Origin of the sequence: Aliivibrio fischeri, from assembly GCA_038993745.2 — a bacterium.
GTDB lineage: Bacteria > Pseudomonadota > Gammaproteobacteria > Enterobacterales > Vibrionaceae > Aliivibrio > Aliivibrio fischeri_B.
In genome coordinates, this window is record CP160629.1 from 2,241,546 (window position 1) to 2,254,639 (window position 13,094).

At 40.1% G+C, this 13,094-nt stretch carries 11 protein-coding genes and 1 pseudogene; 3 read left to right on the forward strand and 9 right to left on the reverse strand.

Features of this window, described 5'->3' with window-relative positions:
• Position 1 precedes the first annotated feature (1 nt).
• The 5 genes and pseudogenes from AAFX60_010870 to rpsB all read right to left on the reverse strand — a co-directional run bounded on the left by AAFX60_010870 (position 2) and on the right by rpsB (position 4,080).
• The gene (locus AAFX60_010870; GenBank protein ID XDF77199.1) at positions 2-775 is read right to left on the reverse strand and encodes an isoprenyl transferase; all 774 of its coding nucleotides are present in this window, start codon (positions 773-775) and stop codon (positions 2-4) included.
• Positions 776-896: 121 nt separating this feature from the next.
• Positions 897-1,454, reverse strand: a complete 558-nt coding sequence (frr, locus tag AAFX60_010875; GenBank protein XDF77200.1) for a ribosome recycling factor — start codon at positions 1,452-1,454, stop codon at positions 897-899.
• A 35-nt stretch (positions 1,455-1,489) separates the two neighbouring features.
• Positions 1,490-2,221 carry a UMP kinase gene (gene pyrH, locus AAFX60_010880; protein ID XDF77201.1) on the reverse strand — a complete coding sequence of 244 codons (732 nt, stop codon included), beginning with the start codon at positions 2,219-2,221 and terminating at the stop codon, positions 1,490-1,492.
• A 152-nt stretch (positions 2,222-2,373) separates the two neighbouring features.
• Positions 2,374-3,219 carry a translation elongation factor Ts gene (gene tsf / locus AAFX60_010885; protein ID XDF77202.1) on the reverse strand — a complete coding sequence of 282 codons (846 nt, stop codon included), beginning with the start codon at positions 3,217-3,219 and terminating at the stop codon, positions 2,374-2,376.
• Between the two features lie 133 nt (positions 3,220-3,352).
• Positions 3,353-4,080: pseudogene (gene rpsB / locus AAFX60_010890) on the reverse strand (30S ribosomal protein S2).
• A 358-nt stretch (positions 4,081-4,438) separates the two neighbouring features.
• Between rpsB and map the strand changes: the two are divergent.
• From map to AAFX60_010905, 3 genes are all read left to right on the forward strand, one after another.
• Positions 4,439-5,266, forward strand: a complete 828-nt coding sequence (gene map, locus AAFX60_010895; GenBank protein XDF77203.1) for a type I methionyl aminopeptidase — start codon at positions 4,439-4,441, stop codon at positions 5,264-5,266.
• 63 nt (positions 5,267-5,329) lie between these two features.
• Positions 5,330-7,945, forward strand: coding sequence for a bifunctional uridylyltransferase/uridylyl-removing protein GlnD (gene glnD / locus AAFX60_010900; protein ID XDF78931.1), 2,616 nt, complete (start codon positions 5,330-5,332; stop codon positions 7,943-7,945).
• Positions 7,946-8,084: 139 nt separating this feature from the next.
• A complete protein-coding gene (locus AAFX60_010905; protein ID XDF77204.1) occupies positions 8,085-8,465 on the forward strand; it encodes a DUF3461 family protein in 381 nt (126 codons plus the stop codon).
• Between the two features lie 69 nt (positions 8,466-8,534).
• On the opposite strand, the gene secF is transcribed toward AAFX60_010905, so the two are convergent.
• The 4 genes from secF to tgt all read right to left on the reverse strand — a co-directional run bounded on the left by secF (position 8,535) and on the right by tgt (position 12,965).
• Positions 8,535-9,485, reverse strand: a complete 951-nt coding sequence (secF, locus tag AAFX60_010910) for a protein translocase subunit SecF (GenBank protein XDF77205.1) — start codon at positions 9,483-9,485, stop codon at positions 8,535-8,537.
• A 12-nt stretch (positions 9,486-9,497) separates the two neighbouring features.
• Complete coding sequence (gene secD / locus AAFX60_010915) at positions 9,498-11,354, reverse strand: protein translocase subunit SecD (protein XDF77206.1); 1,857 nt, start codon at positions 11,352-11,354, stop codon at positions 9,498-9,500.
• Positions 11,355-11,407: 53 nt separating this feature from the next.
• A complete protein-coding gene (yajC, locus tag AAFX60_010920) occupies positions 11,408-11,743 on the reverse strand; it encodes a preprotein translocase subunit YajC (GenBank protein ID XDF77207.1) in 336 nt (111 codons plus the stop codon).
• A gap of 94 nt (positions 11,744-11,837) precedes the next feature.
• On the reverse strand, positions 11,838-12,965 hold the full coding sequence (gene tgt / locus AAFX60_010925; protein XDF77208.1) for a tRNA guanosine(34) transglycosylase Tgt: 1,128 nt from the start codon (positions 12,963-12,965) through the stop codon (positions 11,838-11,840).
• Positions 12,966-13,094: the final 129 nt, after the last annotated feature.

A 13,094-nucleotide genomic window follows, 5' to 3' on the forward strand; every position in this document is an offset into this window, starting at 1 on the left:
TTTATTGATCCTTTTCGTTCATTAGAGCTTGGATTTGTTCACCAGTACAACCAAATCGTCTTTCTCGACTAACAAACCAAGCAACAGCGTCAGCTAAGCTTTGTTCATTAAAATCAGGCCAATATTGGTCAGTGAAATAGAATTCAGCATAAGCCATTTGCCACAACATAAAGTTGCTAATACGACATTCACCGCTCGTTCTAATCATCAAATCCACTTCAGGCAAATCTGACATAGTCAGTTTAGATGCGATAAGATCCTCATCAATATCATCTGCCTGTAAATTGCCTCGTTCCACTTGATATGCGAGGCGACGTACTGCTTGTGTAATATCCCATTTGCCACCATAGTTTGCAGCAACGTTTAGTACTAACCCTGTATTTTCAGAAGTTAATGTTTCCGCTTCAACAATTTTCTTCTGAAGGCGAGAACTAAACTGAGAGGTTTCACCAATTATACGCAATTGAATATTATTTTTATGAAGACGTTTTACTTCACGAGAAAGTACCGTGATAAACAACTCCATTAGAACACTTACTTCTTCTTCAGGTCGACGCCAATTCTCACTACTAAAAGCAAAAAGTGTTATGGCATTGATCCCAAGCTTACTGGCTGCTGAAATGGTTTTTCTTACCGCATCAACACCCGCTTTATGACCAAATACACGAGGTTTTCCCTGAGCCTTAGCCCAGCGTCCATTACCATCCATAATTACCGCAATATGTTTTGGTAATACATCTAATGATAAAAACTCGTTATTAATTTGACTGGTCATATAACTCCCTTAAAAATAAAAGCGCTGATGTCTCCACCCAGCGCTTCTTATGGTGTTCGTCGCCGACATCATATCATTAATTTAATGAAAAGATCAGTGAGAACAATGAGCATGAAAGCAATTATACTTCCATTAACTCTTTTTCTTTTACTGCAAGTACTTCATCAATACTCTTAACAGCAGCATCTGTAAGCTTTTGAATCTCATCTTGTGCACGACGATCATCATCTTCAGAAATTTCTTTCTCTTTAAGAAGCGCTTTCACATCACCATTTGCATCACGACGGATATTACGAATAGCAACACGGCCATTTTCAGCTTCACCACGAACAATCTTAACTAGGTCTTTACGACGCTCTTCAGTTAGTGGTGGAAGTGGTACACGGATTACCGTACCAGCTGACATTGGGTTTAGCCCAAGATCTGACATCATGATTGCTTTTTCAACAAGACCAGCAAGTTCTTTATCGAAAACCGTAATTGCAAGCGTACGTGAATCTTCCGCAACAACGTTAGCAACTTGATTTAATGGTGTTTGAGCACCGTAGTATTCTACTGAGATACCAGAAAGAAGACTTGGGTGAGCACGACCTGTACGAATTTTTAACAGGTTATTTTTCAGTGCTTCAACACTTTTTTCCATACGCTCTTGCGCATCTTTTTTAATTTCGTTAATCACAAGATCACCTTGATTATTTTTGATTCGTAGGAGAATTATTCAGCGTTGCTGATCAGTGTGCCTTCAGTTTCACCCATAACTACACGACGTAATGCACCAGGCTTGTTCATGTTAAATACACGAATAGGCATGTTGTGGTCACGAGCAAGAGTAAACGCTGCTAAGTCCATCACTTTTAATTCTTTTTCAAGAACGCTGCTGTAAGACAGTTTATCATACAATTCTGCATCAGGGTTAGATACTGGATCAGCAGTAAATACACCATCTACTTTTGTTGCTTTTAAAACAACATCAGCTTCAATTTCAATACCACGTAGACATGCAGCAGAGTCTGTTGTAAAGAATGGGTTACCTGTACCAGCAGAGAAAATAACCACACGGCCTTGACGTAATTGAGCGATAGCATCAGCCCAGTTGTAATCGTCACATACACCTTTAAGAGGGATAGCTGACATTACTCGAGCATTTACGTATGCACGGTGTAGTGCATCACGCATCGCTAAGCCATTCATTACTGTCGCTAGCATACCCATGTGATCACCTACTACACGGTTCATGCCTGCTTCTGCAAGACCTGCACCACGGAAAAGGTTACCACCACCGATAACAACACCAACTTGAACACCAAGCTCGATCAGCTCTTTTACTTCTTGAGCCATACGATCAAGCGTTGCAGGGTCAATACCAAAACCCTCTTCGCCTTGAAGTGCTTCACCACTAAGTTTTAATAGAATACGCTGATATACTGGTTTCGGGTTCGTCGTCATGGATTTTACCTTTTCACTAGAGTTGTCAAAATAACGGTCACCATTTAGTACTGGATTATCCTCTATTGATAATTCAATAGTAAAAGGTAACAGCTATTCACAAAAAGACCGCAGCATAGCCACGGTCTCTTTCAGTTACAATACAGAAGGAATTAACCTTTTTGTACTGCAGCTACTTCATCAGCAAAGCTCATTTCTGCAGCTTTCTCGATACCTTCACCAACTTCTAGACGTACGAAGTTAGATACTGAAGCGCCTTTCTCTTTAAGAATTTCAGCAACAGTTTTCTTAGGTTCCATGATGAAAGCTTGACCTGTTAGAGAAACTTCGCCCGTGAATTTCTTCATACGGCCGATAACCATTTTCTCAGCGATTTCTTGAGGTTTGCCTTCGTTCATAGCGATTTCAACTTGAACAGCTTTTTCTTTTTCTACTACGTCAGCAGGTACGTCAGATGGGTTAACGTACTCAGGCTTAGAAGCAGCAACGTGCATAGCGATGTGCTTAAGAGTTTCAGCATCGCCTTCACCAGCTACAACAACACCGATTTTCTCGCCGTGACGGTAAGAAGCTAGTGCAGAACCAGCAACGTATTGTACGCGACGGATGTTGATGTTTTCACCGATTTTAGCTACTAGAGCAACACGAGTTTCTTCGAATTGTGCTTGAAGTTCTTCAACAGTTGCTTGAGTTGCAACAGCTGCAGCAACAACTTCTTCAGCAAATGCTGTGAAGTTAGAATCTTTAGCAACGAAATCAGTTTGACAGTTAACTTCAAGAAGAGCAGCAACGCCGTTTTCTTCTTTGATGATGATTGCGCCTTCAGCAGCAACGTTACCTGCTTTTTTAGCAGCTTTAGCAGCACCAGATTTACGCATGTTTTCGATCGCTAGTTCGATATCAGCGTTCGCTTCAACTAGCGCTTTTTTACATTCCATCATGCCAGCGCCAGTGCGCTCACGAAGTTCTTTTACAAGAGCAGCAGTTACAGTTGCCATTCTCAATTCCTCAATTTAATTGGTGGAGTTAAAAATCAGGGGCCAAATTGGGCCCCTGCTAACTATTTCAGTTTACTACGAAACGAAAAGACTCACTAGGAGCAAATAATAATTTCGACGAATCGAAAAAATATTATTCAGCTTCTACGAAACCGTCTTTTTCAGCTACAGCTGCAACGTCTTGGTTACGACCAGACTTAACAGCGTCAGCAGCAGCGTTCAGGTAAAGTTGGATAGCGCGGATTGCGTCATCGTTACCTGGGATAATGTAGTCAACACCGTCTGGGTTTGAGTTAGTATCAACAACAGCAAATACTGGGATACCTAGGTTGTTTGCTTCTTTAATAGCGATGTGTTCGTGATCAGCATCGATAACAAATAACGCGTCTGGAAGACCGTTCATGTTTTTGATACCGCCTAGAGATTTCTCTAGTTTTTCCATATCACGTGTACGCATTAGCGCTTCTTTCTTAGTTAGTTTCTCAAAAGTACCGTCTTGAGATTGAACTTCGAAGTCTTTTAGACGCTTGATAGATTGACGAACAGTTTTGTAGTTAGTAAGCATGCCACCTAACCAACGGTTGTTCACGTAGAACTGGTCGCTGTTGATTGCAGCTTCTTTAACAGCTTCAGATGCAGCGCGCTTAGTACCAACGAAAAGTACTTTACCTTTTTTGCTACCGATTTTAGCAAGTTCTGCTAAAGCTTCGTTAAACATTGTACAGTTTGCTCTAGGTTGATGATATGAACTTTGTTACGAGCACCAAAGATGAATGGCTTCATTTTTGGGTTCCAGTAACGAGTTTGGTGACCGAAGTGAACACCAGCTTTAAGCATATCGCGCATTGATACAGTTGCCATTTTGAGAATTCCTCTGTTAAATGGGGTTAAGCCTCCACATACCCCGCTAATAATCCGACTCTATTTTAAGATTAAACAATCAAAAAAATGAGCACCCGGACTGCGTGTCGGTATGTGTGTGATTTAAAATAAAAGTATAGTTGGTATTGAGAACAACAAATTGTTCATCAATCCGGCGCGCTTTATACCATAAAAACGCTGTTAAAATCCACTATTTTTCTCTTATAACTCATTTTTAAGGGATCATTTTACTGATCTAGGTATTCCCATCACCTTATAATTGAAAGATACAGGCCGCCTAGGTAAACTTAGATACATTATCGTTTAATACGATTTAATTTTAGATAGAGAAAAGCCCATGTCAGTAAAGATTAAAAACGCTGCAGAAATTGAAAAAATGCGCGTAGCCGGCCAATTAGCCGCTGAAGTACTTGAAATGATTGAACCTTATGTGAAAGCTGGGGTAACAACAGAAGAACTTGATCAAATTTGCCATAAGCACATTACTGAAGTTCAAGGCGCAATCCCTGCTCCATTAAATTACCATGGTTTCCCTAAATCTATCTGTACATCAATTAACCATATTGTTTGTCATGGTATTCCTGCATCACAAGATGAACAATACAATGGTTTTGTAAAACCTGCTGTATTAAAAGATGGCGACATCCTTAATATTGATATCACAGTAATCAAAGACGGTTACCATGGTGATACTTCAAAGATGTTCTTAGTTGGTGATGTAAGCCCTACAGATAAACGCCTGTGTCTAATTGCACAAGAGAGTTTATATGTTGGTATGCGTAAAGTTAAACCGGGTGTAAAACTGGGTGAAATTGGTACTGCTATTCAAAAATACATCAAAGGCACAACACCAAAATGTTCTATCGTGCGCGATTACTGTGGGCATGGTATTGGTTCTGAATTCCATGAAGAACCACAAGTTGTTCATTACAAAAACAGCGATCGTACTGTATTAAAAGCAGGCATGACATTTACTATTGAACCAATGATCAATTTAGGTAAATTCGGTTGTCTTCAAGACGACAACGATGGTTGGACAGTATACACAGGCGACGGTAAAAATACCGCTCAATGGGAACACACTATTTTAGTAACCGAAACGGGTTGTGAAGTGTTAACTTTACGTGCTGAAGAAACCATTCCTCGCCACATGAACAACAAATAACAAATCGCAAATAAACAGAAGGCTTCGGTCTTCTGTTTTTTTATCAGCAAGGATTGCTATGAAATATCTATCCCCCTATCCTTATCCGATACTCAGCTTAATATTACCGAACTAAAGCAACAACTTACTCTTTTCTCCCAATACCAAATTAACGCTTTTCATCAGCACAAAACCGTTTCAGATTTAGTACTTGAACGATCTCACTATTTTGATCAATTACTCTCTCGACTGTGGCAATTTTTTAAATTTGATGACATCGCAAATACATCCCTGATCGCCGTCGGTGGCTATGGACGGGGTGAACTTCATCCTCTTTCAGATATTGATATTCTCATTTTAACTGAGAACAATACCAATGATGCATTTTGCCAAAAAGTAGGAGAGTTAGTCACTCTACTTTGGGACTTAAAATTAGAAGTTGGCCATAGTGTTCGTTCAATAACAGAGTGCATAGAAATAGGTCAGAATGATTTAACTGTAGCGACTAACTTACAAGAAGCTCGCTACATCAGTGGTAATAAAGAACTGTCCCACCAACTAAAATTAAAAATACATTCAGACAGTTTCTGGCCAAGTGAGTCGTTTTATCAAGCTAAAATTGATGAACAGAAAAAACGTCACAGCCGTTACCATGACACCACATACAACTTAGAACCTGACATAAAATCAAGTCCAGGAGGCTTGAGAGACATTCATACCCTAAGCTGGGTTGCTCGACGCCACTTTGGAGCAACGTCCCTACTTGAGATGAGTCAAGCTGGTTTCTTAACCGATGCAGAATATCGCGAATTATTAGAATGCCAAGAGTTCTTATGGCGCATTCGCTTTGCGTTGCATATTGAACTGAAGCGATACGACAATCGACTCACCTTTGGTCACCAAGCTTCCGTTGCTGAGCATTTAGGTTTTATTGGTGAAGGAAATCGCGGTGTAGAGCGTATGATGAAAGAGTTCTATCGAACTTTACGTCGTGTTGCTGAGCTAAATAGCATGCTGCTCAAAATTTTTGACCAAGCAATCCTTCATCAAGGTGAGCAAGACGATGCCATTATCATCGATGATGATTTTCAACGCCGTGGACGATTAATTGAAGCTCGAAAGCCTGCTCTATTTCAAGCTCGTCCAGACACCATACTAGACATGTTTTTATTAATGGCGAACGACTCAACCATTGACGGAGTTGCTCCTCCTACAATGCGTCAATTACGAACCGCTCGACGTCGCCTTAATCGTTTTTTATGTGAAATACCTGAAGCCAAAGAAAAATTTCTACAATTAACTCAGCACCCAAATGCATTAAACAATGCCTTTAGTTCCATGCATAAATTAGGGGTTCTTTCTGCTTACTTACCTCAATGGAGCCATATTGTAGGACAAATGCAATTTGATTTATTTCATGCTTATACAGTTGATGAGCACAGCATTCGTCTGCTTAAGCATATTAATAAATTTTCGGATACTACAAACCGAGATAAACACCCTATCTGCTGTGAAATCTTCCCTAAAATAATGAAAAAAGAGTTACTTATCATAGCTGCCATTTTTCATGATATAGCAAAAGGCCGTGGGGGCGATCACTCAGAACTGGGTGCCGTAGATGCCTATGATTTTTGTATTAGCCATGGACTATCAAAACCGGAAGCCAATTTAGTTTCTTGGCTCGTAAAAAGCCACTTGCTCATGTCTGTTACGGCACAACGTCGTGATATTTACGATCCTGACGTGATCACTGAGTTTGCAAAACAAGTTAGAGATGAAGAACGTTTAGATTACTTAGTGTGCTTAACTGTTGCAGATATCTGTGCGACTAATCCGGATTTATGGAACAGTTGGAAACGCTCACTTATCGCAGATTTATATAATGCCACCCAACGAGCACTGAGAAGAGGGCTAGAGAACCCGCCAGACTTACGAGATCGTATTCGTCATAATCAACAAATGGCTTCTGCACAACTTCGTAGTGAAGGGTTCACGCAATGGGAAGTCGATGCTCTGTGGCGTCGATTTAAAGCGGATTATTTCTTACGTCATACTCATAAACAAATTGCATGGCATGCTAGCCATCTGCTTCGTCATCAAGATAAAGAAAAATCATTAATACTCATCAGTAAAAACGCCTCTCGTGGCGGAACTGAAATTTTTGTTTACAGTAAAGATCAACCGCATCTTTTTGCAACTGTAGCAGCAGAGTTAGATAGACGTAGTATTACGATTTATGATGCTCAAGTTATGTCCAGTAAAGATGGGTATGCGCTCGATACCTTTATGGTTCTTGATCAAAATGATGACCCTATTGATGAAGAACGACAACAAAGATTAATTGATCAACTTTACGACGTTAAACTAAATGACCAAGCAACGCACATTAAAACCCGCCGACCGCCACGCCAGCTTCAACATTTTAATGTAAAAACACGCATGGAGTTTTTACCAACTAAAACAGGGAAAAGGACGTTAATGGAGTTTGTTGCATTAGATACTCCAGGGTTATTAGCGACGGTTGGGGCCACATTTGCTCAATTAGGAATCAATTTACATGCCGCAAAGATCACCACAATTGGTGAGCGAGCTGAAGATTTATTCATCCTAACATCAGATGTTGGTGGTCGACTTGACGACGAAAAACAAGCAGAGCTTGAATTAGCATTAGTTAAAAATGTAGCGAGATTAAGCTCATAATACAAATAACTAAAAACAATAAGTGGGATGGATAAGATCTATCCCACAACTTTCATTCACAGCAGTTGTGATATCGACTCTCATCGTTAATGCTCATTTAGAGGAATCAGATAACTATATAATAATATTGGAGTAAGCCATGTACCCACACCTTGTTAGCCTTGGAATTTCAGAACCAGAAAAAATTGAACGTTATTCTCTACGACAAGAAGCCCATAAAGACATATTGAAGATCTATTTTTCTAAGCAAAAAGGTGAGCTCTTTGCTAAAAGCGTAAAATTCAAATACCCTCGCCAAGTTAAAAATGTGCTTGTAGATAGCGGTAGCCATCGTTATAAAGAAACAACTGAAATCAATCGAAATTTAACCCTTATCATTGATGAATTAAACAAAATTACTCGCCCAGAAAAAGAGACTCCCACCGATGTGAAAAAGAAAATTCTAAAAGATTTAAAACATTTAGAAAAAGTAGTAGCGAGCAAAATAGAAGAAATAGAAAAAGATTTAGAGAAACTTTAAAGCTTTTAGGCAGCATAAAAAAATGGACCGTAGTGGTCCATTTTTTATTCTATGATAAACAAAATACCGTTAAGGCATCTGTTCAAACTCTTCTTCGCCTTCTTTATCAATAGGCGTTGGCATTAAGTGTTCACGAGTGATACCTAATTTCAGAGCCAATGCTGATGCTACATAGATAGAAGAATACGTACCAATAGTGATACCTAACAACAATGCAAGAGCAAAGCCATGGATCATAGCCCCACCTTGAGTAAATAGAGCGATAACTACAAATAGCGTCGTTGCTGATGTAATTAATGTACGACTTAATGTTTGCGTAATCGCATCATTAATAATCTCGTTAGAATCACCCTTACGCATTTTCAAGAAGTTTTCACGAATACGGTCAAATACAACAATGGTATCATTCAAAGAATAACCCACCACCGTTAGTAGTGCTGCAATAATCGTTAAATCAACTTCAATTTGTAAGAAAGAGAAAATACCTAACGTAATAATGATATCGTGCGCCAAAGCGAGTACCGCACCAGCAGCTAAACGCCATTGGAAACGCATCGAAACATAAGCCAAGATACATAACAAAGAAACTAAGATAGCTAAACCACCCGCTTCTGTAAGTTCATCACCCACATTTGGACCAACGAACTCAATACGACGCATCTCTACTTGCTCACCAGTACCTTCTTTAATTGCACTGATGATTTGGTTGCCTAACTCTTCACCTTTTACGTTTTCACGAGGTTGTAGACGAACAATAACATCACGTGCTGTACCAAAGTTTTGAACCGTAGCATCACCAAAACCTTTCGCTTCTAATGCACTACGGATATCTGGTAATTGTGCAGGCTGTTCAAAACCAACTTCAATCAGTGTGCCACCCGTGAAGTCTAAGCCCCAGTTTAACCACTTTGTCGATAACGTTACGATAGAAGCAACAATCATCAACATTGAAAAGAAGAAGGCAGCTTTAGACCAACGCATGAAGTCGATCGTTTTCTCTGCTTTCATTAATTGAAACATAATAATGAGTCCTTAGATCGACAGCTTGTCTACGCGCTTACCGCCGTAAACTAAGTTAATCACACAACGAGTACCAACAATCGCAGTAAACATTGATGTTAAAATACCGATAGATAACGTAACAGCGAAACCTTTAATTGCGCCAGTACCAACAGCAAACAAGATAATAGCTGTAATTAGCGTTGTGATGTTCGCATCGGCAATGGTACTAAAGGCATTCGCATAACCTTGGTGAATTGCTTGTTGTGGATTACGTCCATCACGCAACTCTTCTCGAATACGCTCGAAAATAAGTACGTTAGCATCGACCGCCATACCAACCGTTAATACGATACCGGCAATACCTGGAAGCGTCATTGTTGCACCTGGGATCATCGACATAACACCAATGATTAATACCAAGTTTGCCATTAAGGCTAAGTTTGCAACAAGACCAAAACCACGGTAATAAACCAGTGTAAAGATCATTACAGCAACCATACCCCAAATACACGCCTGAATACCCATATCGATATTCTGTTGACCCATTGATGGACCAATCGTACGTTCTTCAACAATCGAGATAGGCGCAATTAGAGCACCAGCACGAAGTAGAAGTGCTAGGTTATGAGCTTCAGCTTGAGAGTCGATACCAGTAATACGGAAACTACGACCAAGAGCCGATTGAATCGTTGCTTGGTTAATCACTTCTTCCGTCTTAGAAAGAATAACGCGACCTTCAGGTGTACGACGACCACTGTCTTTGTACTCTGTAAATACCGTCGCCATTAGCTTACCGATATTTTTACGAGAGAACGCAGTCATCTTGCTACCACCTTCACTATCTAGTGAGATGTTTACTTGAGGACGACCATATTCATCAGCACTTGAGCTTGCATCTGTAATGCTTGCACCGCCAAGAATAATGCGTTTTTTAAGAACAACAGGACGACCATTACGATCTTCTTTGATTTCGCTACCCGCAGGTGCTCGTCCGCTTGCTGCTGCAGCCAAATCCGCTTTATCATCCACTTCACGGAACTCAAGTGTCGCTGTTGCACCTAGAATTTCTTTAGCACGCGCAGTATCTTGAACACCTGGTAGCTCAACAACAATACGGCTTGCACCTTGACGTTGAACTAATGGTTCAGCAACACCTAATTCATTAACACGGTTACGAATAATCGTGATGTTTTGCTCAACTGCGTAATTACGAATTTCTTGTAAGCGTTGCTCAGTAAACGTTGCAATTAACTTAAATTGACCGTTTGACTCTGATTCAACAAATGTCATATCACGGTGAGCATCAGATAACACTTTTTTCGCTTCAGCTAATTGCTCTTCATTACGAAGAACCACTTCTACAGAATCCTTACCTGAGTCACGAATGGCACGGTAACGGATCTTAGCTTCACGTAAATCAGTACGGAATGATTCTTCTTGTTGACCAATCAACTTACTCATTGCCGCATCCATATCCACTTCCATTAAGAAGTGAACACCACCACGTAAATCAAGACCTAATTTCATTGGCGCAGCACCAATAGAAGTTAGCCAATCAGGAGTTAATGGTGCAAGGTTTAATGCAACAACGTAATCTTTACCTAAAGACTCATTAATAATATCACGAGCACTGATTTGAGCATCAGTATCGTTAAAACGAACAAGAACAGAGCCATTTTCAAATGCAATTGACTTATAAGCGATGTCATTATTCTTTAAATTTTCAGCGACAACATCCAGCGTAGAGGCTTGAACCTCAGTACCACGGCTACCCGTGATTTGAACTGCTGGATCTTCACCATAGAGGTTTGGAAGTGCATAGAGAGCAGAGATTAGTAGTACAGAAACTACCATCAAATACTTCCATAAAGGGAAACGGTTTAACACAGCGATGTCCTTAACGAAAAATACCCCCTAACCGAAGTTAGAGGGTATAATTTTTATAGTGATTTCAGGGTGCCCTTTGGCAGAACAGCTGAAACAAAATCTTTCTTAATTGTTACTTCGTTGTTTGCGTTAAGCTCAATTACGATGTAATCATTTTCTTCAGATACTTTAGTGATTTTACCTACTAAGCCACCTGCAGTAAGAACTTCATCACCTTTGCTCATAGAAGCCATTAGGTTTTTGTGCTCTTTTTGACGTTTCGCTTGTGGGCGGTAGATCATAAAGTAGAAGATAACAGCAAACATACCAAGCATGATAAACATTTGCATACCACCGCCTTGTGGCGCTGCTTCACCAGCTGCGTGAGCTTGAGAGATGAAAAAACTCATTTAATAACGTCCTCGTATCTAAGTTTCTAATTTCCAGTTTCTAAAATGTGACCATACACATATCTCATTAGATATATGGGTGATTACTCTGCTTTTAAAGGTCTTTTAATGGTGGAACTTCACGATCACGACGTGCGTAGAATTCTTCTACGAACTGCTCAAAACGATCTTCTTCCAACGCCTTACGAATACTCGCCATAATACGTTGGTAATAACGTAAGTTATGAATCGTATTTAAACGAGCACCTAAAATTTCATTACAACGGTCTAAGTGATGTAGGTAAGACTTGCTGTAGTTTTGACAAGTATAACAATCACACTCAGGATCTAGTGGTGTTGTATCTGTTTTATGTTTCGCATTACGGATCTTGATCACACCACCAGTCACAAATAAGTGACCATTACGTGCGTTACGTGTTGGCATTACACAGTCAAACATATCAATACCGCGACGAACACCTTCAACCAAATCTTCTGGTTTACCAACACCCATTAGGTATCGTGGCTTATCTTCTGGTAGTTGTGGACATGTATGCTCTAAAATGCGGTGCATGTCTTCTTTTGGCTCACCAACAGCTAGACCACCAACGGCATAACCATCAAAACCAATCTTAGTTAATGCTTCAACAGACACATCACGTAGATCTTCGTACACACCACCTTGAACAATACCAAACAATGCATTTGGGTTTTCTTGGCGATCGAACTCATTACGGCTACGCTCAGCCCAACGGATTGAACGTTCCATTGAAATACGAGCTTCATCGTGAGTTGCTGGGTATGGAGTACATTCATCAAAAATCATAACCACATCAGAACCAAGATCGTATTGGATTTGCATTGATTTCTCTGCATCCATAAAGATCTTGTCACCATTTACAGGGCTACGGAAATGAACCCCTTCTTCAGTGATCTTACGTGTTTTACCAAGACTAAATACTTGGAAGCCACCTGAATCCGTTAAAATTGGACCTTTCCAGTTCATGAAATCGTGTAAATCACCGTGTAATTTCATGATCTCTTGACCAGGGCGTAACCATAAATGGAACGTGTTACCTAGTAAGATTTCAGCACCGGTGCCTTTTACTTCTTCAGGAGTCATACCTTTAACAGTACCGTAAGTACCAACAGGCATGAACGCAGGAGTTTCAACCGTACCACGGTCAAATTGAAGTTGACCACGACGAGCGCGACCTTGTTTTTTGATCAGTTCGTATTTCACGAAACCTCCAATAAGCCAGAGAAACAATCTGACGACTTGTTTAATTTGCTACATTAATAACTACAAGTTAATGCGGCACCTCCATGTAAACTGATAAAGCAGTTTACATGGTCGAAAACGTCCTGTTTT

Bases quoted from the DNA above. Each gene is read 5' to 3' on its own strand.
- map (XDF77203.1), top strand. From the start codon at position 4,439: ATGTCAGTAAAGATTAAAAACGCTGCAGAAATTGAAAAAATGCGCGTA.
- pyrH (XDF77201.1), bottom strand. From the start codon at position 2,221: ATGACGACGAACCCGAAACCAGTATATCAGCGTATTCTATTAAAACTT.
- AAFX60_010870 (XDF77199.1), bottom strand. From the start codon at position 775: ATGACCAGTCAAATTAATAACGAGTTTTTATCATTAGATGTATTACCA.
- tsf (XDF77202.1), bottom strand. From the start codon at position 3,219: ATGGCAACTGTAACTGCTGCTCTTGTAAAAGAACTTCGTGAGCGCACT.
- AAFX60_010905 (XDF77204.1), top strand. From the start codon at position 8,085: ATGTACCCACACCTTGTTAGCCTTGGAATTTCAGAACCAGAAAAAATT.
- secF (XDF77205.1), bottom strand. From the start codon at position 9,485: ATGTTTCAATTAATGAAAGCAGAGAAAACGATCGACTTCATGCGTTGG.
- yajC (XDF77207.1), bottom strand. From the start codon at position 11,743: ATGAGTTTTTTCATCTCTCAAGCTCACGCAGCTGGTGAAGCAGCGCCA.